The organism is Gordonibacter sp. RACS_AR49 (assembly GCF_030418435.1).
GTDB classification, from domain to species: domain Bacteria; phylum Actinomycetota; class Coriobacteriia; order Coriobacteriales; family Eggerthellaceae; genus Gordonibacter; species Gordonibacter urolithinfaciens.
The window spans coordinates 426,726-453,724 of record NZ_JAIUDM010000001.1; the positions used below are offsets into that span (position 1 = coordinate 426,726).

The 26,999-nt window shown below is 67.2% G+C and carries 22 protein-coding genes; 7 read left to right on the top strand and 15 right to left on the bottom strand.

Translation table 11 applies throughout. The features are described from left to right. Nucleotides 1-322 precede the first annotated feature (322 nt). A complete protein-coding gene (locus LB310_RS01825; protein ID WP_123673356.1) occupies nt 323-1,756 on the top strand; it encodes an SLC13 family permease in 1,434 nt (477 codons plus the stop codon). A 383-nt stretch (nt 1,757-2,139) separates the two neighbouring features. After that, nucleotides 2,140-2,805 carry a haloacid dehalogenase type II gene (locus tag LB310_RS01830; RefSeq protein WP_301154220.1) on the top strand — a complete coding sequence of 222 codons (666 nt, stop codon included), beginning with the start codon at nt 2,140-2,142 and terminating at the stop codon, nt 2,803-2,805. Between the two features lie 31 nt (nt 2,806-2,836). On the opposite strand, the gene LB310_RS01835 is transcribed toward LB310_RS01830, so the two are convergent. From LB310_RS01835 to LB310_RS01845, 3 genes are all read right to left on the bottom strand, one after another. Continuing rightward, nucleotides 2,837-3,541 (bottom strand): hypothetical protein, encoded by a 705-nt coding sequence (locus tag LB310_RS01835; RefSeq protein ID WP_301154222.1) that lies wholly within the window; start codon nt 3,539-3,541, stop codon nt 2,837-2,839. 215 nt (nt 3,542-3,756) lie between these two features. Further along, nucleotides 3,757-4,095, bottom strand: coding sequence for an oxidoreductase (locus LB310_RS01840; protein ID WP_301154224.1), 339 nt, complete (start codon nt 4,093-4,095; stop codon nt 3,757-3,759). 2 nt (nt 4,096-4,097) lie between these two features. Then, nucleotides 4,098-6,338, bottom strand: a complete 2,241-nt coding sequence (locus LB310_RS01845) for a molybdopterin-dependent oxidoreductase (protein WP_301154227.1) — start codon at nt 6,336-6,338, stop codon at nt 4,098-4,100. A 670-nt stretch (nt 6,339-7,008) separates the two neighbouring features. Here LB310_RS01845 and LB310_RS01850 point away from each other — a divergent pair. Further along, nucleotides 7,009-8,118 carry a 3-oxoacyl-ACP synthase III family protein gene (locus LB310_RS01850; protein ID WP_301154229.1) on the top strand — a complete coding sequence of 370 codons (1,110 nt, stop codon included), beginning with the start codon at nt 7,009-7,011 and terminating at the stop codon, nt 8,116-8,118. A gap of 124 nt (nt 8,119-8,242) precedes the next feature. Here LB310_RS01850 and LB310_RS01855 read toward each other — a convergent pair whose 3' ends face one another. The 11 genes from LB310_RS01855 to rlmD all read right to left on the bottom strand — a co-directional run bounded on the left by LB310_RS01855 (nt 8,243) and on the right by rlmD (nt 23,125). After that, nucleotides 8,243-8,854, bottom strand: coding sequence for a biotin transporter BioY (locus LB310_RS01855; RefSeq protein WP_301154230.1), 612 nt, complete (start codon nt 8,852-8,854; stop codon nt 8,243-8,245). Nucleotides 8,855-9,116: 262 nt separating this feature from the next. Continuing rightward, entirely contained in the window at nt 9,117-10,634 is a 1,518-nt protein-coding gene (locus LB310_RS01860; protein WP_301154231.1) for an MATE family efflux transporter, read from the bottom strand. Nucleotides 10,635-10,777: 143 nt separating this feature from the next. Further along, the gene (locus LB310_RS01865; protein WP_162457323.1) at nt 10,778-11,581 is read right to left on the bottom strand and encodes a biotin--[acetyl-CoA-carboxylase] ligase; all 804 of its coding nucleotides are present in this window, start codon (nt 11,579-11,581) and stop codon (nt 10,778-10,780) included. Beyond that, complete coding sequence (folP, locus tag LB310_RS01870; RefSeq protein WP_301154234.1) at nt 11,578-12,885, bottom strand: dihydropteroate synthase; 1,308 nt, start codon at nt 12,883-12,885, stop codon at nt 11,578-11,580. Before folP ends, LB310_RS01865 begins: the two co-directional genes overlap by 4 nt. Then, nucleotides 12,882-15,230 (bottom strand): ATP-dependent zinc metalloprotease FtsH, encoded by a 2,349-nt coding sequence (gene ftsH, locus LB310_RS01875; protein ID WP_301154236.1) that lies wholly within the window; start codon nt 15,228-15,230, stop codon nt 12,882-12,884. Before ftsH ends, folP begins: the two co-directional genes overlap by 4 nt. A gap of 146 nt (nt 15,231-15,376) precedes the next feature. Next, entirely contained in the window at nt 15,377-15,946 is a 570-nt protein-coding gene (hpt, locus tag LB310_RS01880) for a hypoxanthine phosphoribosyltransferase (RefSeq protein WP_227115076.1), read from the bottom strand. 215 nt (nt 15,947-16,161) lie between these two features. Continuing rightward, nucleotides 16,162-16,851 (bottom strand): nucleoside triphosphate pyrophosphatase, encoded by a 690-nt coding sequence (locus LB310_RS01885; protein ID WP_301154238.1) that lies wholly within the window; start codon nt 16,849-16,851, stop codon nt 16,162-16,164. Between the two features lie 54 nt (nt 16,852-16,905). After that, complete coding sequence (gene tilS / locus LB310_RS01890) at nt 16,906-18,024, bottom strand: tRNA lysidine(34) synthetase TilS (protein WP_301154242.1); 1,119 nt, start codon at nt 18,022-18,024, stop codon at nt 16,906-16,908. Between the two features lie 10 nt (nt 18,025-18,034). After that, nucleotides 18,035-18,973 carry a cysteine synthase A gene (gene cysK, locus LB310_RS01895; RefSeq protein WP_301154244.1) on the bottom strand — a complete coding sequence of 313 codons (939 nt, stop codon included), beginning with the start codon at nt 18,971-18,973 and terminating at the stop codon, nt 18,035-18,037. A 194-nt stretch (nt 18,974-19,167) separates the two neighbouring features. Continuing rightward, a complete protein-coding gene (locus LB310_RS01900; RefSeq protein WP_301154246.1) occupies nt 19,168-21,783 on the bottom strand; it encodes an EAL domain-containing protein in 2,616 nt (871 codons plus the stop codon). 1 nt (nt 21,784) lies between these two features. Further along, a complete protein-coding gene (rlmD, locus tag LB310_RS01905) occupies nt 21,785-23,125 on the bottom strand; it encodes a 23S rRNA (uracil(1939)-C(5))-methyltransferase RlmD (RefSeq protein WP_301154247.1) in 1,341 nt (446 codons plus the stop codon). Between the two features lie 90 nt (nt 23,126-23,215). Between rlmD and LB310_RS01910 the strand changes: the two genes are divergently transcribed. The 4 genes from LB310_RS01910 (at nt 23,216) to LB310_RS01925 (ending at nt 25,880) form a co-directional block, all read left to right on the top strand. Beyond that, nucleotides 23,216-23,992: a dimethylarginine dimethylaminohydrolase family protein gene (locus LB310_RS01910; RefSeq protein WP_096227745.1), complete on the top strand. Its 777-nt coding sequence runs from the start codon at nt 23,216-23,218 to the stop codon at nt 23,990-23,992. A gap of 138 nt (nt 23,993-24,130) precedes the next feature. After that, nucleotides 24,131-24,499 carry a phage holin family protein gene (locus tag LB310_RS01915; protein ID WP_087190006.1) on the top strand — a complete coding sequence of 123 codons (369 nt, stop codon included), beginning with the start codon at nt 24,131-24,133 and terminating at the stop codon, nt 24,497-24,499. Between the two features lie 188 nt (nt 24,500-24,687). Then, nucleotides 24,688-25,176 (top strand): CidA/LrgA family protein, encoded by a 489-nt coding sequence (locus LB310_RS01920; RefSeq protein ID WP_087190007.1) that lies wholly within the window; start codon nt 24,688-24,690, stop codon nt 25,174-25,176. Nucleotides 25,177-25,181: 5 nt separating this feature from the next. Next, nucleotides 25,182-25,880 (top strand): LrgB family protein, encoded by a 699-nt coding sequence (locus LB310_RS01925; RefSeq protein ID WP_015539438.1) that lies wholly within the window; start codon nt 25,182-25,184, stop codon nt 25,878-25,880. Nucleotides 25,881-25,916: 36 nt separating this feature from the next. On the opposite strand, the gene LB310_RS01930 is transcribed toward LB310_RS01925, so the two are convergent. Next, a complete protein-coding gene (locus LB310_RS01930) occupies nt 25,917-26,966 on the bottom strand; it encodes a polyprenyl synthetase family protein (RefSeq protein ID WP_015539437.1) in 1,050 nt (349 codons plus the stop codon). Nucleotides 26,967-26,999 lie beyond the last annotated feature (33 nt).

Consider the following 26,999-nt stretch of genomic DNA (forward strand, 5'->3'; position numbering starts at 1 on the left):
CGCCGAGCCCTCGAACAGGCGCCCACCATAACGTGAACCCGCAAGGCACGAATCGGACGCCTGAAAGGAAAGCGCACGAACGCCATACTACTGTGCGTATGACCCCCTTCGTGCGGGTTCTTCATACGGATTTTTCGATGACTTCCCCCGGTTTTAGCAACGGCCATTCGATTCGCGATCCCGCGCGCTCGGAGATAGTGGGAGGCGAGCATTCGGCAGAGAGGCGCGTCCCTTGCACGGCGCGCAGCGGAGAAAGGGGGATGGACCGAAGCTCCAACAGAACAAGGAAGCAACTGGAAAAGCAAGGGGGTTGATTCATCTCATGTCCGACAACAAAAAGCAACAAGGCACGTCGCTCGGCAAGAGGCTGGCGCTTATCGGTGTCGCCGTGGCCATCATCGTGATAGCGCACTTCCTTCCCACGCCGGAAGGGCTGTCCTACGCGGGCAAGATGGCCATAGCGCTCATGGTGTCCGGCATCGTGCTCTGGGTGACGGAGCCCGTGCCCATGGCCATATCGGGCCTGGCGCTCATGTGCCTCATGCCGGGATTCGGCATCTTCCCGTACAACGGCACGCCCGGCGTATGGGCGAACTTCATCAGCAACGTGATCTTCTTCATCCTGGCGTCGTTCGGCATCACGTCGGCGCTGCTGAAGACGAAGATCCCCACGAAGATCGTGTTCACGCTCATGCACATCACGAAGGGCAACGCGAAGCTCACGGTGCTCATGTTCATGGTGGCCACGGCCGTGATCTCGGCGTTCGTGTCGAACCTGCCCTGCACGGCGCTGTTCGCGGGCATCGCCATGTCCAGCATCATCGAGGTGGAGCAGAAGAACGGCACCGCGAAGCACGCCGCCAACCTGGGCAAGGCGCTCATGATAGGCATCGCGTACGCCTCGTGCATGGGCGGCATGATCACGCCGGCCGGCTCGGCGTTGAACATCATGACGCTGAACATGCTGGGCGCGAACGCGGGCTTCACCATCTCGTTCCTCGACTGGGTCATCATCTGCGCGCCTATCGCCATCATTTTGCTGGTGGTGTGCTGGCTGTCGGTGGTGTTCATCTTCAAGACCGACCGTATCTCCGATGAGACGATGCTCGCCATCGAGAAATCGGGCGCGTCGGTGGGCAAGCTCGACGGGTTTGACAAGAAGGTGCTCGCCATTCTGGCGCTCATGATCGTATGCTGGGTGGCCAGCAACTGGACGGGTTGGGACGCCACGGCCATCGCCGTCGCGGGTCTGGCGCTGTTCTTCCTGCCCGGCATCGACGTGCTTACCTGGAAAGAGTACATCGCCAGCGTGCAGTGGGCCATCGTGCTGCTCATCGGCTGCGTGCAGTCCATCGCGGGCGGCATCAAGGAGCAGGGCGCGGCCAGCTGGCTCTTCGGCGCCACCGTGGGCAAGATGGCCGTGTCAGCCTTCGCCGTGGTCGCCGCCACCGCCGTGGCGCTGCCGCTCATGCGCCTGATCATCCCGGTGGGCCCGGCGCTCATCGCCATCAGCCTCATCCCGCTTGCGGGCATGGGCCCTGCCATGGGCGTGTCGGCGGCCGTGTTCGCCATCATCATCGCGTTCAACGCCAACACGACGTTCCTTCTGGGCGTGGACAGCAACAACATGATGACGTTCAAGCACGGCCAGTGGAAGATGGGCGAGTTCTTCAAGGCCGGCATCGCGCCGACCATCGCCATGATGATCCTCCACGCCACCATCCTGGCTCCGCTCGTGGGGTTGGTGGGGTACTGATTCGCGACGTTCGAGCTCTCTGCGGACTCGTGTTTCCAGGGCCCGGACCCCGCAAGGGGCCCGGGCCCTTCCCTTTTCCGAAAGCGGTGCCGGAGCGGCCGGCCGTGCGGGCCCGGGCGAAGACCGTCCGAGCGCGACGACGGGTTCGCCGCCTGCCCCAACGACCTCGCCGTCGCGCTGCCTTCCCCCAAGGGCCCGCACCTCTATGAACTTGACCCCGATAATTGTGGTCGCTTTCGTTGAACCCGACCAAACTGCAGGGGCTCGCCTCAAAACGGGTGCGGGTCCTTTTCTGCTTGCCGCGCCGATGGTTTCGGCGCACAATGGAGGAGGCTGCAGCGTTGGCGGCTGCGGCAGGATACTCAGGGGAAAGGGAAACGGCCATGATAGAGGCTATCGCGTTCGATGCGTACGGCACGCTGTACGACGTGTACTCGGTGGAGCGGAAGTGCGAGGAGGAATACCCCGGCAGCGGGGCGGCCATGAGCCGGCTGTGGCGCCAGAAGCAGCTGGAGTACTCGTGGCTTCGCACACTCATGGGACGCTATGCGGACTTCTGGCGCGTCACCGAGGATGCACTGCGCTACACGCTGGCCGAGCTAGGCTTAGAGGGCGACGAGGGGAAGATCGCGGCCATCATGGCAACCTATCTGGAGCTGGAGATGTACCCCGAGGTCATAGAGGCCATGGCGCGTTTCGGCACGCGCAAGAAGGCCATCCTCACGAACGGCAACCTGGGGATGATCGAGCCGCTCGCCACGCGCTCCGGGCTGGGCGCGCACCTGGACGCCTGCCTGAGCGCCGACGAGGCGGGGCTGTTCAAGGTGCGGCCCGAGGTGTACCAGCTGGCCGTCGACCACCTGGGCGTTGCGCGGGAGCGCCTGCTGTTCGTGTCGTCGAACGGCTGGGACGTGGCCGGCGCCAAGGCGTTCGGCTTCACCGTGGGTTGGCTCAACCGCCGCGGCCTGCCACCCGAGGAGCTGGGCGTCCGTGCGGATTACGAGGCATCCAACCTGCTGAAGCTGGCGGAGATGGTGGTTTCGGACTGACGGGCGCCGCCCCACGGGCCTCGGCTCGCCGCTACGCGACGCCTTCAGGTTTTAACACGGCAGCTGCCGCTTCCGGCATTGCGGGCATCGCCACGTCATCGAACTCGAAGCCGGGCTTCGTGCACACGGTGCAGAAAGCGGGCCGACGGCCGGTCACGACGAGGCCGCAGGCCGGGCAGAGCGAGAAGAGCCCGGCAGGACGGGCGTCCTCGGCTATATCGAGGCAGAGGCACGCGGCGGCCTGCTCCACCTCCTGCAGCTGGCGGTAGAGCTTCGCGATGTCGCGGTAGCCGCGCACGCGGGCGCGCGCGGCGGCGTCGCGGCAAGCCCCCGTACTCCAATCATCGAGCCGCCCGGCCGCGACACGCAGGGCGTCGTCCAAGCTCGACGGCAGGGACGGGTACGCCGCCGGATCGACGCTCTCGGCATGCAGCGGCCCGCGGAAGGCCTCGAGCGCAGCCAGGTGAGCCCTCTCGCCAGCCGCCAACGCGTCCAGCACGGCACCGTCCTCCGGGCGGCCGGCCGAGCGGGCGGCATCGGCCAACAGGGCGAACGCGCGTTTCTCCGCCAGGCACCGGGCGCGGGCGGCCTGCAGGTCGTCGTAGACCGCGCCCACGTTCTCCCGCGTGAACGCTGCCTGCTTGCGTGCACGATGGCGACGGTATGCGCGCATGCCCAGCAGCTCCAACGCCACGAGGCCCGCCACAACCGCGACGAGCAGCACGATGGTATCCACAACGGCCCCTTTCCACACAACGATTCTGTCACGGCAGCGCAGAACGCCTTCTTCGCCGCGTGCCGCGCATCAGATTCTTCGAATTCTGGCAGACTTTGGAGGGTATGCGTCGCATGTCCAGCCGCTTTCCTGTATGCGACGACTCGGCCGGCCGCCGTCTCACGGCCGACCGCTGACCCGCGTCCCGGCACGCAGCCGGGACGCGGGTCCCTTGCTTACTCGCCGAGGGCGAACACCGCCTGCTTCGTCTTGACGGCCAGCTTGGCGTTCAGCTCCTCCAGAGGGCCGTACTCCAGGCATTTCGCCTGGCAGTGCTGCACGCAGGTAGGCACCTTGCCGAGAGCCTGGCGCGCAGCGCACAGGTCGCACTGGTCGGTGGGAACCGGCATGTAGGCCAGCTGCCACACGTCCTCGTCGATCTTCCACGGACCTATCTCGTTCACCAGGATGCCCGTCTGCCCCACCGGGTAGCCGTGCTCCATCTGGCATGCGAACTCGCACGAATGGCAGCCCGTGCACCATTCGTAGTCAACCAAGATTCCGTACTGGGCCATTGTTACTCACCGTCCTCGAGCTTGTAGAGCCTGCAGATGCTCGTCTTGTAGTTGGAACCGAACCCGCTCTTGCCGGGGCTGTACACCATGAGGTTGTTGATGTTGTACTCGAACACGTCGAAGAACTTCTCCGGGTCGCCCTCCGGCCGCCACCATGCGTGGTCGCAGGCCACGATGCGGGGATCGGTGAGGATGGGCGTCGACTCGATCTTGATCTTGGCACGGCCGTTCTGGTTCTCGATCCACACCCACTCGCCGTCCTCCATGCCGAGCTCGGCCAGCTTGTCGGGATGCACCTGCACGATGGGGTCGGGGTGCATCCGGCGCAAACGCTCGATCTGGCGGTGCTCCGAGTGGAAGTAGCTCCAGTTGCGCGCGCCCGTGGTAAGCACGAGCGGGTACTGCTCGAACAGCTCCGGCGTGGAGCCGGGGCCCGGATCGGGCTCCTCGAAGTACGGCAGCGGGTCGAGCTCGGCCGCGTTGTAGAACGTCGACCACAGCTCGATGCGGCCCGTGGCCGTCTGGAATCCGGGCTGGCCGTCGTTGCGCATCTTGCCGGTCTTGTACTTGTAGTACTCCACCGGAAGGTACACCGGCGCCTCCTCGCGCAGCTCCTCCCACGAGTAGCCCGTGGGCTTCAAGAGCTCGGTGAACATCTCCTCCGGCTTCTCCCAGGGCCAGGCCTCGGGGTTGAAGCGCTTGCCCAACTCCAGGTTGATCTGCATGTCGGACTTGCACTCGCCGATCTGCGTGACCTTGTTGATGACCTCGCCGCGCTGCGGCCCGTCGCCCACGCGGATGCCGTTGCGCTCGGCGAACGTGGCGGCAGGCAGCACGACGTCGGCCAGCGCCATGATGGTGGGCGTCATGAACAGGTCGACCGACACGATGAAGTCGCACTTGTTGAACGCGTTGTACACGCGGTGAGGGTCGGCGCCCATGCAGGCGATGCCGTTCGTGGTCTGGAAGTGTGCGCCGTGGATCTCGTAGGGCACGCCCGTCTCCATGGTCTCGATGAGCACGTCGGGCGAGGACTGCTTGAAGCCCATCTGCAGCAGGCGGTAGCGGTCGAGGCCCAGGCGCTTCGGCTCCTGCTCGGGGGGCAGCAGATCGCGGCCCCAGCCGCCGGAGTACGCCATGATCTCCGCGGGGGGCACCAGGCCGCCCGGGCAGTCGATGTTGCCCGTGATCTGGAACAGCGCTGCGATGGCCTGGCCGGCGGGGATCGCCTCGCGCGTCATGTCGATGGCAAGGCCCCACTGCAGCGTGGCCGGCTTCGCCGCGGCCAGCATGCGGGCGGCGCGCACGATCTTGTCCTCGGGGATCCAGGTGATCTCGGCCACGCGGCCGGCCGGATACTCCTGCACGCGCTCCTTCAGCTCGTCGAAGCCGTAGCACCAGCAGTCGACGAAATCCTTATCGTAGATTTCCTCGTTGATGATGACGTTCAGCATGCCGAGCGCCAGCGCCGCGTCGGTGCCGGGGCGGATGGGCAGGTGCAAGTCGGCCTTCGCCGCGAGGAACGTCACACGCGGGTCGATGACCACGGTCTTCATGCCGCGCTTCATGAGGTCGATGACCCAGTGGCCGAAGAAGCCGTCCGAGTTCGCGATGAGGGGGTTGTTGCCCCACACGAACATGACCTCGGGCATGGTCCAGCCCTCGTGATCGAACCGGTCGGGGAAATGCTGCGCCACGTCGGCGATCCAGAACGAGCCCGTCGTGGCGGCCATGCCGGCCACGCGCGGCAGGTAGCACGCGTTGCCCGAGAGCACGTTACCGTAGTTCGGGCTGCCGAACGACCAGCACAAACGCGACTGCCACGGCGCGATGTCGCGGCCGGTGCCGTGGATGAACACCACGGACTCGGCACCGTACCTGTCCTTGATGGCGTTGAACTCGCGCTCCACGATGTCGTAGGCCTCGTCCCAGCTCACGCGCTCCCACCTGTTCTTGCCGCGGTCGGCGCGGGCGCGCTTCATCGGGTAGGTGAGGCGGTCCTTGTGGTTCACGATCTCGGGCATGTCCAGGCAGCGCACGCACAGGCGGCCGTCGGTCATCGGGTTCTCGGGGTCGCCCTCCACCTTCACGAGCTTGCCGTCCTTGTCGGTGTACATCAGCACGCCGCACCCCAGGTGGCATCCCGGCCCCGACCACGCGCTGCCGCGCGTTACCGTGTACTCGCCTTCCTCGTAGCGCCACGGCTTCTCATGCGGGATGGTGATGCCCTCTGATTTCTCCATGCTTCGCCCTCCTTGGTTCTCTCGTCGAATAGCACTGGGGACAGCATGCCGCGCAGGGCGGGACCGCGAATCGCCGCGGCAACGTGAAATCGCGCTACAAGCGTCACGATATGGGATTGATGAGGGGCGAAGGGCGGCATACTGCCGAGGGTAGTATGCCGGGAAAGGGACGGGAAGGGCGCTTTCGCGCTGCTGTCGTTCGTTTTATATATATGGCTATTTCAATAAGGTTATTTGAACAGCGAGCAGAAAAAAATGAGAGCACCTGGGTAACGGCAACCATTCAGCACTCGAAAGTTCGTCACTCCAATCGCGATTCCCTTTTTGAAACGTACAAATGTTTCACGTGAAACAACGCGGCCTGCAAGAGGCTGCGCCTCGTACTGCGATTCGTGATCGGCTGCTTCTTGCACAGCAACCGCGGCCGAGCCTTGTCATGCAACGGCCCGCCATTGTCGCCGCCCTCCTCCTCTCAACCGCGGAACCGGCCGGCCAGCTTCGGCCGGCGCTTTATGGACATCGCTTTGGGATTCTTCGGCTTTTTCCGGTGCGTGCTATAATCGAATTAGTTTGATTATCGAAGTATTTCGACAGCCGGCAACGGGTCGGCGCAGCGGTGCGGCAGCGCGGCGCCGGGCAGTGCGCGGCGGTCGAAGGCAGGAGAAACATCGTGGGCAGTGCATTGGTGGGATTCGGCAAGGCGGTTCCGGCGCTTGAGGTGCAAAACGACGACCTGAAGGCGCTCGTCGACACGAACGACGAGTGGATCAGGACGCGCACCGGCATCGAGAGCCGCCACGTGGCCGTAGGAGAGTCGAACGCCGACCTGGCCGAGCAGGCGGCGCGCGAGGCACTGGGCTGGGTCGAAGGCGGCTTCGCCGAGCGGTGCCTCGAAGCGGGCGAGATCGACCTCGTGGTGTTCGCCACCATCACGCCGGACACGGTGGTGCCTTCGATGGCGGGCCTGCTGCGCCGCCGCCTGGGCCTCGAGAACGCCATCGCCTTCGACGTGAACGCCGCCTGCACGGGCTTCGTCTACGGCTTGACCGTGGCCGAGGCCCTGATGGCCGCGAGCGCGCCGAAAACTCCGGGCGCCGCCGGGCGCAACCCCGTGCGCCGCGCCCTCGTGGTGGGAGCCGAGCGCCTGACCCGCCTGACGAACTGGGCCGACCGCAACACCTGTGTGCTGTTCGGCGACGGCGCCGGCGCGGCTGTGCTCGAGTGGAGCGACGAGCGGACCGGCATCCTGGGCAGCTACATCGTGAACGAGGACGACGTGACGAACGCGCTGTCCTGCCCCGCGACGTACGACGCGCCCCAACCGTTCGACGCCGACGGCATCGCGCCGGCGGTCGCGGACACGGACGCGGCGGCCGCGCAGATCGCCGACGAGCTCGCCGTGCGCGAGGCCATCGAGGACGGCCGCCCGCGCCAGACCATCTACATGAACGGCCAGAAGGTGTTCAAGTTCGCCGCCGAGGCCATGACCGTCGCCGTCAACCAGGCGCTCGACCGCGCGGGCATCGCGCTGGACGAGGTGACCTGCATCGTCCCCCACCAGGCCAACGAGCGCATCATCAAGTACGCCGCCAAGAAGCTCGACCGCCCGATGGACCTGTTCCAGCTCTCCATCGCCCACGCCGGCAACACCTCGGCCGCCAGCCTGCCCATGGCGCTGGCCGAGGCGTACACCGCCGGCCGCATCAAGCCCGGCGACAAGGTGGTGCTGGTGGCCTTCGGCGGCGGCTTCACCAGCGGCGCCGTGGTGTACGAGGCGTAAGCACACGCGCCCGGCGTCGCCGCGATCCGCCAAACGCTCTTCAAACGCGAGACACTCCTGGCGCTCAAAGCTCCTCCACGCTCGCCGACAGCTTCGCCGACGCTGTCACAGGAGAATCGACCCCCTACCTCCGCGGCACGGCGCGGGTGACGGCGCGGGCGCAGGCAACGGCGGCCACGGCCTTCACCACGTCGGGGATCGCGAAGGGGGCGATGGTGACGGCGAACGCGGCGGCGAGATCCACCCCTACCACCGCGGCGTACTGCACGCAGCCGCACGTGTACGTAACGATGATGAACACGAGGCAGGCAGCCAGGTCGACGGCCCACGCGCGCCCTCCTGCAAGCTTCTTGCCAGCTGCGCCTCCGCCAAGCGCATGGCGGAGGGCCGCCCGCACGGCGAGTGCAGCGGCCGCGGCCACCACATACCCCCACAGGTAGCCGCCCGTCGGGCCCAGCAGCATGCCGATGCCTCCGCGCATACCCGAGAACATCGGAAGCCCGATTGCGCCGAGCGCCAGGTAGCCCGCAATCGCCGCCAGGCACTCGCGCGGCTTGAGCGCGAGCAGGGCGAACATAAGCGCGAACATCTGCAGCGTGAGCATCACGGGGCCGAACGGTATGGCCACCCATGCCGAAACGCCCATGAGCGCGATCGTGAGCGCCACGAACGCGATCGAACGCGTACTCCCCCGCGTGCCCGCCGTCTTCTTTCCCTGCACCGCCCGCTCGTCCATGTGCGCTTCCTTCCTGCATGCGACTTGCTCGCCGCTTCCGTCAGACCGCGTCGCAGTATAGAAGAGCCCGCCGGTTCGCGTAACCAGCGGACTCTTTCCAGGTTGACAATCGGGGTGACAACCGCGCGATACGCAGGATACCGGCCACACGGTCGGCTGCTCGCCGCACCTGCCAGGCCAAACCGCGGCGCACGGTACCGTGGGACCGCGCGCCGCGACCAGCGCAACCGGCATCCGCCGGGCAAATCCCGACGGGCCCCTGCTAGAACTTCGCGGTGATCTCCCCGCGCTCCAGCTTCCGGAGGCGCTTCATCTCCACGATGATGAAGATGATGGTGACGAAGATGGACAGGAAGTCCGCCATGGGCGTGGCGAAGTACAGCGCGTCGAGGCCGGTGAACTGGGGCAGAACGCGCGGCAGGACCTCGGGCAGCGCGAACAGCAGCGGCACGAGGAACAGGATCTGGCGCGTGAGCGACAGCACGATGGACTTCGCCGGCTGGCCCGTGGCCTGGAAGTAGTTCGAGCCGACTATCTGGAAGCCCACGAACGGCAGCATGAGCAGCTGCACCTTGAGCGCGAACACGGTGAAGTCCACCAACCCGTCGTGCGTGATGCCGAACGCCCCCACAATGAACTCGGGGAACAGGTGCACCACCAGCCACATGAGCGTGCCGAGCACCGTGGCGCCGGCAATGCCGTACCACAGCGTCTTGCGCACGCGGTCGATGAGCTTCGCGCCGTAGTTGAAGCCGAGCAGCGGCTGGATGGCCACGGCCACGCCCACGAGCGGCAGCACGGTGAACATGGCCACGCGCTGCACCACGCCGATGGACGCCAACGCGTCGTCCGCTCCGATGGGGCTCAACGCGCCGTACTGGACCAGCAGGTGATTGATGACGAAGTTCACCACGGCCATGCCTGCCTGCACGGCGAAGCTGGCGAAGCCGAGCGACAGGATGGTGCCGATGACGCGCAGATGCGGCGCCATGTAGCGGAAGTGCAGCTTGAGCGGCACGTTGCGCGTGAACACGAAGTACCACAGCACCGCGGCGCACGACGCGGCCTGCCCGATGATGGTGGCCAGCGCGCTGCCCTCCACCCCCCAACCCAGCCGGAGAACGAACAGGTAGTTCAACGCCGTGGACACCACGAGGCCGATGAGCATGGTGACGAGCGCGCGGTTGGGCGCGCCGGCCGTGCGGATGAAGTTGTTCACGCCCATGCCGATGCACTGGAAGATGAAGCCGAAGCAGATGATCTGCAGGAACGCCCGCGCATAGGGGCGCACGTCGTCGGTGGCGCTCGAGAGCGTGAGCAGGCCGTCCAAGACAGCGGGGTTCAGCGCCGCGATGCCGACTATGGCCGACACCACCACGCTCAGCAGCACCGTGTTGCCCAAGCTGATCTCGGCGTCCACGCGCCGCCCCTCGCCCAGGCGCAGCGCCGCGAGCGCGTTGCCGCCGTTGCCGATGAGCATGGAGATGGCCATGAACACGATCATGATGGGGTTCGCCACGGTGGCCGCCGACAGGCCGATCTCGCCCATGGCCTGCCCGAGGAAGATGGAGTCCACCACGTTGTAGGCACCGTTCACCACCATGCCGAGGATGGCGGGAATGGCGAACTCGGTGATGAGGCGCGGGATGGATGCCGTGCCCATGCGGCTGACCTTGCTGTCGCGACCGGGATTCTTCGGGTCCTTGCCGAGGGGCGCGCCGGTGCTTTCTTCGTTGAGATCGAGGGGGAGTTTCGTCTTCGTCGCTGAGGATGCTGCCATGGCTCGAGATGCCTTTCTCATTTTTGCGGAACGAGATATTTTACTCGCGCGCACAGAGAAAGGAGAACACCTTGTCGACAGATACATAAAGCAACCACAGCAAAGCGCTGCCAAAGGCGCCTATTCGCCGACGGGCGGCTGATCTACACGAGATGCGCCTCGCCGGAGGCGACCGGCACGCACGATCCGTCGGGCGCGCGAAGGACGAGGCGACCGAACGCGTCCACCGAGGCCACCGTCCCCTCGGCCACCGGCTCGCCCGCAAGGTTCACCATGCGCACGCTGCGCCCCGTGAGGCTGGCGTGGGCGGCGTACTCGCCTGCAAGCGGCGCAAAGCCCTTGGCCTGCCAGGCACGGTACAGCGGCGCGTACGCGTGCAGGACCGCGGCGGCCACATCGTCGATGCCGCCCTCGAAGCCCAGCTCGGGTAGGTAGACGGGGACGTTCTTGCCGCCCACCTCGGCATTGTCGGCAGGATCCGGCAGCTCCACGTTCACGCCGATGCCCACGCACACGCCGCCCGCATGAGCCTCGAGCGAGATACCGCACAGCTTGCGGAAGACGGGCTGTGCTGACGCAGCGTCGAGAGGTTCCGGCGGCCGGCCGGCCGCCGGAACCACCAGGTCGTTTGGCCATTTTACCTGGACGCTTTCCGCAGCTTCGGCGGGGAGCAGCCCGACTACCGCGCGGCGCACGGCCAGGGCGGTCACGAGGCTCAGGGTGGGCAGTAGGGCGGCGTCAACCGAGGGGCGCAGCAGCAGCGACAGGTACAGGCCGCCTTCGGGGCTCGCCCAGGCGCGACCCTGCCGGCCGTAGCCGCCCGTCTGCCGACGGGCGCGCAACGCCAGGCCCTCGGGCTCGCCAGCCTCCAACGCGCGCTTCACCTCGTCGTTCGTCGAGGTAACCTCGTCGAGCACGCGCAGGCGGAACGCGAGCGGCTCGCTCACAGCCGTGTGGCCTTCCCCACCGCCACGCGGTCGCGCGTCACAGGGGAGCCGTCGGCCAGCACATGGCCCGGCAGCAGCTCGAGCAGCGGCTGCACCACGAAGTCGCGCTCGAGGGCGCGCGGGTGCGGCAGCGTGAGCAGGTCGTTGTCCGTCACGTACAGCTGGTAGTCGATGATATCGATATCGCAGGTGCGCGGCCCGTTCTCTCTCTCGCGCACACGGCCAAGGCTGTTCTCGATGGCGTGCAGGTAGCCCAGCAACTCCTTGGGCGCGAGCCCCGTGCGCAGCAGCATGACGGCGTTCACGAACACGTCCTGGTCCAAGTAGTAGGCCGGCTCGCTCTCGTAGAAGCTGGAAATGTCCACGATCTGCGAGTCCGGCAGCGCGCACAGCTCGGTGACGGCCTGGTTCAAAAGCGCGATCTTCCCCTCGCGCTCCTCGCCCGGCTCGGCCACGAGCGGCACGTTGCAGCCCAGGCCCAGCAGCGCGTAGGGGCGCAGGTCCTTGAGTGCCTTGACCGTCTCGGCCACGTTGTGCGTGCGCACCACGTTCGCCCCCAGCTCGCAGGCCATGAGCGCCTCGGCGGCGGATGCCTGGTCGCGCTCTCGCGGCTCGTCGATACGGTACGCGTAGCCGATGTAGCTCTTGCGCGACAGCGCCGCCATCACCGGGTATCCCAGCCGTGCGAACTCTTGGAAGTTGCGCACGAGCTCGATGGTCTGCTTCGGCGTCTTGCCGAAGCCGGGTCCGGGATCGATGCAGATGCGCTCGCGCGCGATGCCCGCCACTTCGAGCGCGGCCGCCCGGTCGCGCAGGTAGTCGCGCACGTCGTTCACCACGTCGTCGTACACGGGGTCGTCCTGCATGGTGGCCGGGTCGCCCTGCATGTGCATGACCACGAGCCCGGCGTCGCAACCGCGTGCCACGTCGACCATGGCCGGGTCGCGGAAGCCGGACACGTCGTTCACGATGGCCGCACCCGCCTCGACGGCCGCACGCGCCACCGCAGGTCGGCGCGTGTCGATGCTCACGCACATCCCGCGCTCGGCGAGCGCGCGCACCACGGGCAGCACGCGCTCCAGCTCCTCGTCCACGCTCACGGGCGCGGCTCCGGGGCGGGTGGACTCACCGCCCACGTCCACGATTACGGCGCCCTCTTCCACCATCCGCTCGGCATGGGCGAGCGCGGAGCCAGCGTCCTCGTGCTCGCCGCCGTCGGAGAAGGAATCGGGGGTAACGTTCAAGATGCCCATGACGATGGGCATCTTGGTGTCGAACTCGAACTCAGCGCAGCGCCAGATCATTTACGCTCTCCGTCGCCTTTCTCATCGTCGGTGCGGTCGGCGGGCTTGCCCTCCTGTGGCGCGCCCTTGCCGTCGCCCATCATCTCGCGGAAGCCTTTCTCCATCTCGTCGAGGAAGCCCTTAGAGCCGTCGGCGGGCGCTGCAGGGGCCGTTGTGCCCGGTGCCTGCGCGCCGGCTGCAGCCCCATCATCCTCGTCCGAGGGCTCGCGGAACGGCGGGTTCGGATCCTGGTCGCCCGGCTCCACCGGCTCCTCTTTCCAGTTCGGGTCGGCCAGCTTGGCATCGCGCTCGCGCGCCGCCTGCTCCTCGGCCTCCTTGCGGGCGTTGATCTCTCCCTCGTGCTTCAGGTAGTCGTCCCACGTGTTGTCGAGCAGCGCCAGGCACGCCTCGCCCTCCACCGTCTCGCGCTCCAAGAGCACGCTGGCCATGAGGTCCATCTGCTCGCGATGGCTCACGAGGATCTCGTAGGCGCGGTCGTGCGCGTCCTTCATGATGCGGGCCACCTCGTCGTCGATGCGCTTGGCCGTCTCCTCCGAGTAGTCCTGCGTGTTGCCGTAGTCGCGGCCCAGGAACACCTCGTGGTTCGGCTGGCCGAACACCTGCGTGCCCAGCTCGGCGCTCATGCCGTACTGGGTGACGATGGCGCGGGCCATCTTCGTGGCGCGCTCGAGGTCGTTGCTGGCACCCGTGGTGATGTCGTCGCAGAAGATCTCCTCCGCCACGCGGCCGCCCATGAACACGGCCAGCTCGTCGCGCATCTCGCCGAGCGAGTTGAGCACCTTGTCCTCCTTGGGGATGGACAGCGTGTACCCCAGCGCGCGGCCGCGCGAGATGATGCTGATCTTATGCACCGGGTCGGCATGCGGCAGCAGGTGCCCCACCAGGGCGTGGCCGCTCTCGTGGTAGGCGATGGTGTGCTTCGTCTGCTCGTCGAGCACGCGGCCCTTGCGCTCCGGGCCGGCAATGACGCGCTCCATGGACTCGCTCACCTCGCGCTGCGTGATGATCTTCTTGCCACGGCGCGCCGTGAGCAGCGCCGACTCGTTCATGAGGTTCGCCAGGTCGGCGCCCGTGAAGCCCGGCGTGAGCTTGGCCACCTTCGCCAGGTCCACGTCGCTGCCGATGGGCTTGTCCTTCGAGTGCACCTGCAAGATCTTCTCGCGGCCCTTCACGTCGGGCGCGTCCACCACGATCTGGCGGTCGAAGCGGCCGGGACGCAGCAGGGCGGGGTCCAGCACGTCGGCGCGGTTCGTGGCGGCGATGAGCACGACCGAATCGTTGCTCTCGAAGCCGTCCATCTCCACGAGCAGCTGGTTCAGCGTCTGCTCGCGCTCGTCGTGGCCGCCGCCCAGGCCGGTTCCGCGCTGGCGGCCCACGGCGTCGATCTCGTCGATGAAGATGATGGCGGGGCTGGCGTCCTTGGCCTGTTGGAACAGGTCACGCACGCGGGACGCGCCCACGCCCACGAACATCTCCACGAAGTCGGAGCCCGAGATGCTGAAGAACGGCACGCCCGCCTCGCCGGCGACGGCGCGCGCGAGCAGCGTCTTGCCGGTGCCCGGAGGGCCCACCAGCAGGCAGCCGCGCGGGATCTTCGCGCCCATGGACTGGTACTTCGCCGGGTTCGCCAGGAAGTCCTTGATCTCCTGCATCTCCTCCACGGCCTCGTCAACACCGGCCACGTCGGAGAACTTCACGTCGGGACGCTCCTCGATGGACTTCTTCGTCTTGGCCTTGCCGAACGACATCTGCGAGTTGTTCGCCTTCTGCATGGAGTTGAAGAAGAAGAACAGCAGCGCGCCGATGGCGATGATGGGCAGCAGCGTGATGAGCAGGTCCATGAAACCGGACGGCAGGTTCACCTGGTAGGGTATGTTCGGATGCGCGGCCATGAGCTCGCCGAGCGAGTCCTGGCCCACGTAGGTGGACGTGAAGTTGCGCTCGCTGCCCAGCGTGGCCGCGTTGACGTCGGTGGTGCCCACGCCGCCCAGAGCCTTGCCGGTGTCGGGGTTCTTGAGCGTGGCCATGCGCGCGTTGAGCGCTTGGAACGCGTCGTTGAACGCGTTGGCTGCCGTCGAGCCGGCCGTGACGGCCGGGTAGTACGAGCCGGAAACGGTGTGGCCGCCGGCGTCGTACACGACCTTCGTCACGCGGTCCTGCTCCACGGCCTGCACGAACTCCGACGTGATGAGGCTGTCGGTCTGCGTGGTGCTGGACATGTTCATGAACTGCTGGCCCACGAAGAAGGCCACGATCAGGAACAGGACGACCGATATGATGGTCGTCCGCGGACTCGGCTGCTGGAATTGCGACTTCTTGTTGCTGTTCTTGTTATCCTGTGCCATGGAGCCTGACTTTCCTTCCCGAACGGTCGGCCGCGGCACCCGGTGCGGACTTCCCGTCCGCCGCCCGTTCGAGCCGCCGCCGCACGCTTACCTGGCGAACCGGCCGCCACCTATCGGTGCGCCGCCCGTCCGCCGCGGGTACGTCGTTATTGGTAGATCTCCGGCTTCAAGATGCCGATGCAGGGCAGGTTGCGGTAGCGCTCCGCAAAGTCCAGCCCGTAGCCGACGATGAAATCGTCGGGGCACTCGAAGCCAAGGTATTTGCAGTCGATCTTCGCCTGCGCGGGCGTCTTCTTTCGCAGCAGCGTGGCCACCTCGAGGGAGGCCGGATGACGCGACGACAGGTTTTTAAGCAGGTACGTCAAGGTAAGGCCGGAGTCGAGGATGTCCTCGGCCACGATCACGTGGCGCCCTTCGATCTCGGACGTGAGGTCTTTCAGGATACGCACGACGCCGGAGCTCTTCGCCCCGTTGCCGTACGACGAGACGGCCAGGTAGTCCATCTCCACCGGCAGCTCGATCTTGCGGGCCAAATCCGCCATGAAGATGGCCGCCCCGCGCAGCACGGAGATGAGGACGATGCCGCCCTCGTCCGCAGTGCAGGCGTAATCGCGCGTGATGGCGCGGCCGATCTCGGCCACGCGCGCGGCGATCTCATCTTCGGTGAACAGCACCTCGGCCAGGTCGTTCTGCACAGCTCGCATCCTCTTCGTCATATCCGCGCTCCGCCGTCCCACGCTCCGCGCCGAAGCGCGATACGTGAGCGGAGGCGTCACGCTTACCTTGAGATTCGGTTAGTGTACCATTGCGTTCTTCATAAAAGGAGACGAGACGGTAACGCCGGGCCAAGGGCCACGATTTTTACATTTCGCCGCGGGAGCAGGGCGTATAGGTTGAAAAAACAAGGGGTTTCGTTTTCGTCAGCCAGCCGTCAGCGCACGGCGAACAGGTCCGGGAACTCGTCCAGCAGGCGGCCGACGGGCAGGCCGATAACCGAGTCCAAGGAGCCGTCGACGCGCTCCACGAGGCTCGCCCCCTCCCCTTGCACGGCGTAGGCGCCCGCCTTGTCGAACGACTCGCCCTTCCGCAGGTAGTCGGCGATCTCCTCGTCGGTGAGGCAGCGGAACGTGACGGCGGAACGGTCGACGAATGTGCGGAAGCCCACGGAGATGTCCTCGATCGCAGGAGCGGCCACCATCCACAGCGACACAGCCGTGATCACCTCGTGGGTGCGCCCGGACAGGCGGCGCAGCATGCGCTTGGCGTCCGAGAGGCTTACGGGCTTTCCGAATATCTCGCCGTCGAGCACGACCATGGTGTCGGCGCCCAGCACGGCCGCCATGCCCAGGTAGTTCTCCGACAGCACCTCCTGCACCACGGCGCCGGCCTTGCGCTCGGCCAGCTTCTTCGCCGCCTCGGGCGGGTCGGCCAAAAGGTCGGGCTCCAAGGTCTCGTCGACCTCGGACACGCGCACGGAGAATGCGATGCCCGCGTCCTCCAACAGCTGCTTGCGCCGCGGCGAGCCGCTGGCCAGGATGATGTCGGGGACGGGCTCCCCGCCGGAAGCGGCGGCCTCCGCGCTGCGCGCGGCCGCCTCGTGGGTGTTCTGTTCGTTATCCATGCCCGGTATTGTAACGCAAGGCCGGGTGCAGAGGGGCGCGAACCCGTCTTTCCGTCACCCTCGCTTGCGGCGTGCGCGGAACGCGGCCATGGGCTCGATGCGCACGCCGCGCTTGTTGGCGCTGACGGCCAGGTCTCCCTGGATGTTCGCCACGTAGCCGCCGCGGGGGGCGCCGGCGCCGTCGTAGGCGGCCAGCACGGCCTCGACCGACGCCGCCTCCACGCGCGCCTCGGCGCCCAGCACGAGGCCCAGCACGCGCAGGACGGCGCGGCGCTGCAGCGGGCGCGGCTCGGCGCCCAGCGCGGGGGCCAGCACGCAGCCGGCGCCGTGGTCGATTCCCAGGGCCTCCGACTGCTCGATCCACGCCGCATGGCGGTTCGCAAGCGCCTCGGCCTGCGCCTCCAGCATATCGTCCTCGTCGGCGATCAGGTTCATGCTGCGGCACAGCACGTCGAGCAGCTGCGGGTTGCGCTCCTTGGCCCGGGGCACGATCTCGTGGCGCACGTAGGCGCGGAACCGGTCCGTGTGGGCGTTCGTGGCATCCTCGCGCCAGAGGCTCCCCTCCGCATCCACGGCCACCGGCTCTTCCGCCCGCTCCCGTTCGACCAGGTAAGCTCGCAGATCGTTCCGACTCGCGTCCAGCAGCGGGCGCACGACCGGCCCGTTGCGGTACCGCATGGCGCGGAAGCCGCCCGGCCCCGTTCCCACGATGGAGCGCATGTAGAAGCTCTCCACCCGGTCATCGGCCGTATGGGCCGTGACGATGCGGCCGTCGACCAGCGGTGCGGCCGCATGGCGGCACAGGCTCTCCAGCGCCTCGTTCGCCGCCAGGTAGCGCTCGCGGCGTGCCACGGCCTCCACGTTCTCGCCCGTGCGCTCGGCCTCGCGCGCGATGTCGATCTCGCACGAGAACAGCGGGATGTCCAGCAGCTTGGCCAGCTGCGCCACGAAGCGCGCATCGGCATCGGCGGCTTCGCCGCGCAGCCGGTGGTTCACGTGCAGCATGGCCAGCGGTCCCAGCTCCCCGGCCTCGTGCAACTCGGCGGCCAGGTACGCGAGCGCCGTGGAGTCCGACCCGCCCGACACCATGAGCAGCGCCGGCGTGTCCGGGCCGGCGAGGACGCGCTCGGCAAGGGTGGATCGCATGCGGTCGATGGCGTCTGGCGCGGGCATGGGGAGCTCCTTACGCGAACAGCGGGGTGGACAGGTAGCGCTCGCCCGTGTCCACCGCGAACGTGACCACGGTCGCGCCGCGCGCCTCGGGGCGCTCGGCCGCGAGCCTCCGCACGGCGGCGGCGTTCGCGCCCGACGAGATGCCCACGAGCAGGCCCTCGCGGGACGCCAGGTCGCGCGCGGCGGCCAGCGCATCGTCGGCCGAGACCGCCAGCGCGCCGTCCAACGCGTCCAAATCGAGCGTGGCGGGGATGAAGTTCGCGCCGATGCCCTGAATGCCGTGGGACGCGGGCGCCAGCTCCTCGCCGGCCAGCGCTTGCGACACGAGCGGGCTCTCCGCCGGCTCCACGGCGTAGAGCTTCGTGGGAGCGCCCTGCGCGCGCAGGTAGTGCGCCACGCCCGACAGCGTGCCGCCGGTGCCCACGCCGGCCACCACGTAGTCGGGGAAGCCGCCCAGCTGCCGCACGATCTCGGGCCCGGTGGTCTCCTCGTGGGCGCGGGGGTTGTCCGGGTTCGTGAACTGGCCGACGATCCATGCGCCCGGCACCTCGCGCGCTATCTCCTCGGCGCGCGCCACGGCGCCGGCCATGCCCGCCGCCGCCGGCGTGAGCTCCAGCCGCGCCCCATAGGCCGCCATGAGCGCGCGCCGCTCGCGGCTCATGGACTCGGGCATGGCGATGACCACCTCGTAGCCGCGCGCGGCGCCGATCATGGCCACGGCCACGCCGGTGTTCCCGCTCGTGGGCTCCACGAGCACCGTGCGGCCCGGCGCGATCTCGCCCCGCTCCTCGGCGCGGTCGATCATCGAACGGGCCGCGCGGTCCTTGATAGACGCGCCGGGGTTCGCCGCCTCGTACTTGGCGAGCACGCGAAGGCCCGTCTCCTGCGAGAGCGCGTCCAGCAGCACGAGCGGGGTCTCGCCGATGAGCTCTGAAATATGGTCTGCCATGTCTATCTCCTAGTGTTTTGCTGGGTTTTAGGAAATCGTACCACGCCGGCCGCGGAAAGAAGGACGCCGTCGCGAAAAGAAGGACGCCGCCACGGAATCTTCGCGATCCGCCCACCCGGTCGGCTGCTGCGGGAAAGAGCCCGCAGGCCGCCGGCGGCAAAACGGCGTTTGCCGCGCCCTCGCGCGCCCGAAGCCTACCCCTTCCCCAGGAACTTCCGCTCGAACTCGTCCGGAGGGCAGGGACGGCCGAACAGGAAGCCCTGGATGCTGTCCAGGCCCATGCCGCTCACGGCCTCGTACTCCTCCGGCACCTCCACGCCCTCCAGGCACACGCGGATGCCCACGTCATGGCACAGCTCCACCACGAACCGGATGAACGTGGCGTCGAATGTGCTGTCGCGGATGTCACGCACGAACGTGCGATCGATCTTCACGATGTCGGCCGGCGACTGCTTCAGCATGCCCAGCGCCGCGTAGCCCGTGCCGAAGTCGTCCATGGCAATGCGCACGCCCAGCGCCCGCACGCCAACGAACAGCTTCTGGGCCGCCTCGCTGCTGCTGGCGAAGCAGCTCTCGGTCATCTCCACCACCAGGTTCGCCGGCGGCAGGCCCGTGGCGGCCAGCGCCTCGGCGATGCTCGGCACGAGCTTGGCCTCGTCGAGCTGGCGGTACGACAGGTTAACGCTCATGACGAAGTCGGGGTTCCAGGCACGCCACCGCGCAGCCGTGTCCATGGCGCAGCGCAGCACCCAGGCGCCGAACGGCACGATGAGGCCGCTCTCCTCCAACAGCGGGATGAACTCCAGCGGCGGCACCTCCCCGCAGGCGTCGCAACTCCAGCGCGCCAGCGCCTCGGCGCCGATCACGCGCCCGTCCGCGGCGTTAACCTGCGGCTGGAACACCAGCCGGAAGCCCTCGAAATCGTGCTCGATGCTGTCGCGCAGGCGCTCCACCAGCTCCAGTGTGCGCGAGCGCTCCGCCAGAATGCTGGGCGAGAACGGCACGCGGCGCTTCTTGCCGTGCGCCTTGGCGTACTCCAGCGCGTAGTTCGCGAACTTCACCAGGTCCTCGTAGGTTTCCGCATCCGCCGGGTACTGGGCGCAGCCGGCCGAGAGCGTGCAGTAGAACTTCTTGCCCTCGTGCGTCTGTTGGCGGCGGAAGGCCTGGTGCAACGCCTGGTACACGTCGGGCAGCGTGGCGGCATCGTCGCCGCGCGCCACAACCGCGAACTCGTCGCCGTCCAAGCGGTACACATACGCACGCCCTACGAGCGCGCTCTGGATGCGATGCGCGATGATGCGGATGACGTCGTCGCCGAAGCTGCGGTCGTAACGGTCGTTGATGTGGCGCAAATCGTCGATCCCCAGCACCATGAGGCCCAGCCGCTCGTCAGGGCGCGCCTCCAAGGCGCGGCGCACCACGTCCTCGAATTCGAATTTGTTGAACAACCCGGTGAGGTGGTCCACCTTGTTCTTCTTCTCCAGGTTGGTGATGAAGCCCGCGAACAGGCTGGGCTCGCCGTCGCCGTCGTGCATGAGCATGCCGCGGCAGCGCAGCCACACGTACTCGCCCGCACGGTTGAGGGCCCGGTACTCCACGCAGTGCCGCGTCGTGCGCCCGTCGACGATGTCCTGGTTGGACTCGAGGAATGCCTGGCGGTCATCGGGATGCACGTGCGAGCCCCATACAGCCGCCGCATCGGCCACCACCTGCGCCGGCAGGCCGAACTCCTCCACCATGGCCTGCGGATAGCGGAACACGCCCGTCTTCATGTTGCATACGTAGAGGTAGTCGTCGGTGCTGTCCACCAGGGCGTCGTACAGCAAGTCCACATCGAATGCGAACGCGCCCACGTCCTCGTCGGTCAGGACGCTGTTGCGCTCCAGCGCCTCCTGCGCACGCGCCTCGCTGCGCCCGATGTGCAGGCGGCGCTTCTGCTCGTACATGCGCTCGTCGGCCATGGTGAGCACCTCGTTGACCTCGGCGACGTCGCTCCCCTGCACCTCCACGATGCCGAAGCAGAAGCCCGTCTCCCTTAGATCGCCCTTCACGCGGCCCGAGAGCAGGTCGTCGGCACGCTCCATCTTGCCGCGCGCCTCGGCGGCATCGCCCTCCACCACGCAGACGAACTCGTCGCCCGAGAGGCGGAAGGCGAACTCTTCGCCCGAGAGCTGGCTGCGCGCCGCGTCGGCCGCAGCCCGCAGCACCACGTCGCCCTCGGCATGTCCGAACCGGTCGTTGATCTCCTTGAGACGGTTGATGTCGAACAGGCACACGCTGAACACGTCGCCCTCGTCGCGCTCGCGGTCCATGCGCGCCTGCAGGCGGCCCTTGCCGACACGCCGCGTGAGCAGCTCGGTGAGCTCGTCGATGCTGGCCGTCTTCACGTCGGTGATGTCCACGGACTGCTGCAGGTGCACGAGCGAGCCGTCGAACCAGCGGATGAGGCTGTCGCAGTTGCGGTACACGCGACCGGTTTTCGAACTCGTCTCCTCCCATTCCACCAAACGGCCAGGCTCGGCGGCCTCGAGCTTGTCCACCGGGCAGAACGGGCAGCGGCGGTCCAGGTTGCGCTGCAGCGTCTGCCAGCATAGCGTGCCCTCGGGCCGGTCCAGCCCGTAGTCCTCCCTCATGTAGCGGTTCATGTAGAGGATCTTGTCGGTGGCGGGGTCGGTGACGTACACGTTGGCGCGCATGCCGTCGAGGATCGTGTCGAGCGCGAACCGGTAGGCGTCGGCCCTTTCCCCGCCTGCGCGTCCGGCGCCCGCGGACACCCCGTCCCAACCGCCCGCCTTCGCCTGCTCGTCCATGCTATCGCCCTCCTTCGCGCTCCAGCAGCGCGATCGTCTCGATGTGGTCCGTGTGGGGGAACATGTCCACCGGCTGCAGCGTGCGCAGGCGGTAGCCGCGGCGCTCCAGCTGCCGCACGTCGCGCGCCTGCGTCTCCGGGTTGCAGGAGATGTACACCACGCGCGCGGGCGCGCACCCAGCCAACGATTCCAGGAACTCCTCGCTCGAGCCCGCGCGCGGCGGATCCATGAGCACCACGTCTACTTGCTCGCCATCGGCGGCGGCTTCGCGCATGAAAGCGCCCGCGTCGCCCACGACGAACCGGGCGTTCTCCACGCCGTTGTGCCGCGCGTTCTCGCGCGCGTCGCGGATGGCCGAAGCCACGGAGTCCACGCCCACCACCCGAGCCGCCCCGTGCTTGGCGGCCACGAGGCCGATGGTGCCCGTGCCGCAGTACGCGTCCACCACGCGCTCGGCGCCGGCAAGGTGCGCCAACTCCACGGCCTGCCGGTACAGCACCTCGGTCTGCACGGCGTTCACCTGGTAGAACGACTGCGGCGAGATGCGGAAGCTCAAGCCGCACAGCTGGTCCAGGATGAACCCGGGCCCGTACAGCACCTGCTCGCGCTCGCCCAGGATCACGTTCGTCTGGCGCTCGTTCACGTTCTGCACGATGGTGGTGATGCCGGCGCAGCGCTTAACCAGCTCGCGGCAGAACGCGCGCGAGCCGGGGAACTCCCGACCGTTCGTCACCAGCGTCACCAGCATCTCGCCGCTCGTATGCCCCACGCGCACCACGACATGGCGCAGAAAGCCGCTGTGCGCATCCTCGCGGTAGGGCTCGATGCCGAAGCGGGGCATGAGGGAACGGATGGCCAGGATAACCTGCTTGGCCTGCTCGTTCTCCACGAGGCACCCATCGGTCGGCACGATGCGGTGGGAGTGGGCGGCGTACATGCCGCAGAGTATCTCATGGCGCGCCCGGCCCGCCGTGCGGCGGCCGCGCGCCTCGCGGGCACGGTCGCCGCGCGAGCCCTTGCCCTTCTCGGCCCTTCCACCCGGCGCGGCACCCGGCAGCTTCTTGCCCGGCGCATACGGCGAGACCACCTTGTTGCGGTAGCGGAACGGGTCGTCCATGCCCAAGATAGGCCGCAGCTCGGCGCCCTCGAAGCCGCCGAACAGCTCGGCCACGCGCGCATCCTTGCGCGCGAGCTGGGCCGCATAGGGCTCGTTCGCGTGTTGGCAGGCGCCGCACGTTTGGGCATGGGGGCAGACGGGCGTCCCTGCGCGGGCGCCCTCGGAGCCCTTCCGAGGACGGTCGGGACCGTGGAGGGCGTGCGCGTCTTGCAACCGTTTCGTCATTTTCGAACCCGTCTATCGTCATCGCGGAAAGCTACACTATAGTATACGCATCGAAACGCGTACCCGTACCGCGCAACTGAAGGAGCACACATGACCAAGTTCACCAACGTTATCGTCCGCCGCCCCGCCAAGAGCATGGTGGAGGGCATCACGTCGGCACCCGAGCTGGGCAAGCCGGACTACGAGCTGGCATGCAAGCAGCATGACGACTACATCGCGGCCCTGAAGGACTGCGGCGTGGAAGTGACGGTGCTGCCTGCGCTCGAGCAGTTCCCCGACTCCTGCTTCGTGGAGGACCCGGCCGTCATCACGCGCTGCGGCGCCATCATCACGAACCCAGGCGCGGCCAGCCGCAACGGCGAGAAGGACGAGATAGAGCCCGCCGTGCGCCAGTTCTTCGACGATAGCCGCGTGAAGCACATCGAAAGCCCCGGCACGCTCGACGGCGGCGACGTGATGATGGTGGGCGACCACTTCTACGTGGGGCGCTCCGCCCGCACGAACGAGGAGGGCATACGCCAGTTCTTCGAGATCCTGGAGGGCTGGGGCCTCGAGGGCTCCGAGGTGCCGCTTGAGCACGTGCTGCACCTGAAGACCGGCGTGAACTACCTGGAGGACGGCAACATGCTGGTGTCCGGCGAGTTCGTGACCAAGCCGGACTTCGAGCAGTACCACCGCATCGAGATCCCCGAGGACGAGGCCTATGCCGCCAACTGCATCTGGGTTAACGGCACCGTCATAGTGCCCGAGGGCTACCCCACCGTGTTGAAGGCCGTGCAGGACGCCGGCTACGAGACCATCACCGTGGACACGAGCGAGTACCGCAAGCTCGACGGGGGCTTGAGCTGCCTTTCCTTGCGCTTTTAACCCAACAGGGAATCTAGGGTGGCGGCCGAGGACGTTTCCAAAAAGCCGTGCGTAACGGTTTCCCCACCGTTTCGCGCGGCTTCGTTTTTCGCGCCTATAGTGCAATCCGTATGCAACCATCTAGAAAGAGGACCCGCCATGAACTTCATCATCCGCTGGCTCGTCACCGCCGTCGCCGTGGGCGTGGCCGTGTGGCTCGTTCCGGGCATGGAGATCCTCGGCGGCACGGACGCTTGGGTGGGCATCGCCATCTTCGGCCTGATCCTGTCGCTCGTCAACATCAGCATCAAGCCCATCATGCAGGTGCTGAGCTTGCCCATCAGCGTGATCACGCTCGGCATCTTCTACCTCGTGGTGAACACGCTCATGCTCTACATTGCCGCATGGCTGGCGAACGGGATCTTCCAGGTGGGGCTCGTTATCGACTCGTTCGGCAGCGCGTTCGTGGCCTCCATCGTTATCAGCATCGTATCGGCCCTGGTGAATGCGTTGGTTGGCAAGGACTAGCGAAGGGACGCCATCGGATCGCGTGCGGCATCGCCGGGTTTCGGCGGTGCCGCTTTCGTTTTACGTGGATTCTGGGCGCCTGCCGCGCATATATTTTTGCGCAGCCGTACAATAAGCACGGAAAAACGAGCGGGACAAGCGGGGCGAGCCGCCGCATGCAACCCGCCTACTGGTGAGGAATCCGTGTCATGGAACAGCTGAACGACGCCGTATCGGGCGTCTCCGGGTGCGCTTGCGCACCCTCTCCCAACGATGCCTCGTGGCGCGCGAGGGCCGGGCGCGCCGGCAAGCGGGGCGCGCGGTTCGCGGCGCAGCTCGCCGTCGTGGTTGCTGTGTACGCCGCCGGTTGCGCGCTCGCGTCGGTGCTCCCCATCCACCTGCCGGGCAACATCGTGGGCATGGTGCTCTTGCTCGTGCTTCTGGGGACGGGCCTGCTGAAAGCACGGCACGTGGGCGATGCCTGCGACTGCCTGCTGGACAACATGTCGCTGTTCTTCATCCCCGCCGGCGTGGCCATCTTGGGGTGCGTGTCGCTGCTGGAGGGCAATGCGGCGAAGTTCGCGCTCGTCTGCGTGGTGACCACGGTGCTCGTGTTTCTGGCAACAGCGTACACGGTGATGCTCGTATCGCGCTTGATGGCGAAGCGCGACGCTCGCACGGCCGACGAGGAGGCGTAGGCGGAATGGAGGCGATGGCGCACCTCGGGCTGACCCTCCTGTTGGGAACCGCAGCCTCGCTCGCGGTGTTCAAGCTTTCCGTGCTGCTGTACGAGCGCGTGAAGTCTCCGCTGCTCAACCCCCTGCTGGTCACCGTCGCCCTCATCATCGCGGCGCTCGTGGCGCTGCGCATCCCGCTGGAGTCGTACGAGCAGAGCGTGCAGCTCATCTCGTTTCTGCTGGGGCCGGCCACGGTGGCGCTGGCCTACTCGGTGTACCGCCAGCGCCAGACGCTCAAGGACCACTTCGTTCCCATCTTCGCCGGATGCCTCGCGGGATCGATCGTTTCGATGACCAGCGCCTATGCGCTATGCAAGCTGCTGGGGCTCGACGACGCGCTGGCGCTGTCGTTCATCCCCAAGTCGGTGACCACGCCCATCGCCATCGCGGTGTCGGAGCAGCTAGGCGGTGTGACGTCCATCACCGTGGCGGCCGTCATCGTCACCGGCATCCTGGGCGCCATCACCGCGCCGCTCATGGCGCGCCTGTTCCGCGTGCGCGACGGCATCGCCAAGGGCGTGGCCATCGGCACGTGCAGCCATGCGGTGGGCACGACGAAGGCGCTTGAGATGGGCGAGCTGGAAGGCGCCATGAGCGGCGTGAGCATTGCCGTGTCGGGCCTGTTGACCACCGCCATCGTCATCGTGGCGAGCTGCTTTCTGTAGGCGGGGTCCCGCGGGCCGGCAGGCCGCCGGAACCCGTTACTTCAAGCGGTTCACGAACCAGTCGGCCATGGAGATGAGCAGCTCGCGCGAGGAGGACGGGCGCACCATGTCCACCAGGCGGTTCTTCGCTATGCTCGTGAGGTTCTCGGCGTAGTTGCGGGCGTACTCGATGCTGCCCGACGTCTCCATGATGTCCACAGCCTCCGCGAGCACGGCCTGGTCCTTCTCCTTCGACGACAGGATGTCGATGAGACGGTCGCGGTCGTCGGAGTGCTGCAGCGCGTGAACCACCATGAGCGTGCGCTTGCCTTCGGTGATGTCGTTGCGGAAGTCCTTCTTCGTGGACTCCTCGGAACCTATGAGGTTCAACAGGTCGTCTTGGATCTGGAACGCCAGGCCCGTGTCCAGACCGTAGTTGCGCAACGCCTCGATCTCGGCCTCGGTGCCGCCGCCGATGATGGCGCCGATGGCCAGCGGCACGGCGCCGGAGTAATGCGCCGTCTTGTGCGTTGCCATGACCAGGTAATCCTCGGGGGTAATGTCGTAACGGCCGTCGCGCGCCCAACCGATGTCGAGCGCCTGGCCCTCGATGGTGCGGCGCGTCATCTCTATGAGCTCGTTCACCACGCGCACCTTGGTGGCATCGTCGAGCAGCGGGTCGTTGATAACCGTGCCGTTCACCAACGATAGCGCAAGGTCGCCCATGTTGATGGCCAGCCCCATGCCCTCGGTGAGGTGCAGGCAGGGCTCGCCGCGGCGCAGCTCGGCCTCGTCGGCGATGTCATCATGGATAAGTGCCGCCGTATGGAAATGCTCGATGGCGGCCGCCGCGCTCGTGGCGCGCGCCATGTCGCCGCCCACCGCACGGCAGGCCGCGAAGCAGATGAGCGGACGGTGGCGCTTGCCGCCGTTCTGGCTGTACGCGTTGAGCGGCTCGTACAGGTAGCGGTCCATGTCGGGGTGCGATCCCTGGGGGATGTACGAGTTCACCAGCGTTCCCACCTGGGCGGCGTAGCGGGTGAGGTATTCTTCGAAGGTCTCGGGCGGCTCTTCGATGGCCGCGATGATGTCGTTGATGTTGTCCATAACGCTTTCTTCGCTCGACGGATAGGCTCTGCC